Here is a 1142-nt window from a genome sequence, read left to right on the forward strand (position 1 = left end):
ATGATTTTAGCTACTACACCAGCACCAACTGTACGACCACCTTCACGGATTGCGAAGCGTAAACCTTCGTCCATCGCGATTGGGCAAATCAGAGTCACTACCATTTTGATGTTGTCGCCAGGCATTACCATCTCTACGCCTTCTGGCAGTTCGATAGTACCGGTTACGTCAGTTGTACGGAAGTAGAACTGTGGACGGTAGCCTTTGAAGAATGGAGTGTGACGTCCGCCTTCTTCTTTTGACAGAACATAAACTTCTGATTCAAAAGTCGTGTGTGGGTTGATTGAACCTGGTTTAGCCAATACTTGACCACGTTCTACGTCATCACGCTTAGTACCACGTAATAACACACCACAGTTCTCRCCTGCACGACCTTCGTCAAGCAGTTTACGGAACATTTCTACACCAGTACACGTTGTTTTAGTCGTTGTGCGAACACCAACGATTTCAACTTCGTCACCCACTTTAACAATACCACGCTCAACACGACCAGTAACTACTGTACCACGGCCTGAAATTGAGAATACGTCTTCGATTGGCAGTAGGAACGGCTTATCGATATCACGTTGTGGTTCTGGAATGTAAGAATCCAGTGCTGCGGCTAATTCAAGGATCTTAGCTTCCCACTCTGGTTGACCTTCTAGGGCCTTCAGAGCTGAACCTTGGATTACTGGTAAATCATCACCTGGGAAATCGTATTCTGACAGAAGTTCACGCACTTCCATTTCAACCAATTCCAGTAACTCTTCGTCATCTACCATGTCACATTTGTTCATGAACACGATGAYGAAAGGTACGCCAACCTGACGAGAAAGCAGGATGTGCTCACGAGTCTGTGGCATTGGACCGTCTGTAGAGGCAACTACTAGAATCGCGCCGTCCATCTGTGCAGCACCAGTGATCATGTTTTTAACATAGTCAGCGTGGCCTGGGCAGTCTACGTGTGCGTAGTGACGTGAAGGCGTGTCATATTCGATGTGAGAGGTATTGATCGTAATACCGCGCTCACGCTCTTCAGGAGCGTTATCGATTTGAGAGAAGTCTTTAGCTTCGCCACCGTAGGTCTTAGCCAGTACGTGAGAGATAGCTGCAGTCAGTGTGGTTTTACCATGGTCAACGTGACCAATGGTGCCCACGTTTAC

1 protein-coding gene is annotated in these 1142 nt (G+C 47.4%); it reads right to left on the reverse strand.

The features are described 5' to 3' along the window. The coding region (gene tuf / locus L5L98_RS22190; protein WP_263143575.1) for an elongation factor Tu at positions 1-1142 on the reverse strand (1142 nt) is incomplete at both ends.

Source organism: Shewanella sp. SM23 (assembly GCF_025654295.1).
GTDB classification, from domain to species: domain Bacteria; phylum Pseudomonadota; class Gammaproteobacteria; order Enterobacterales; family Shewanellaceae; genus Shewanella; species Shewanella oncorhynchi.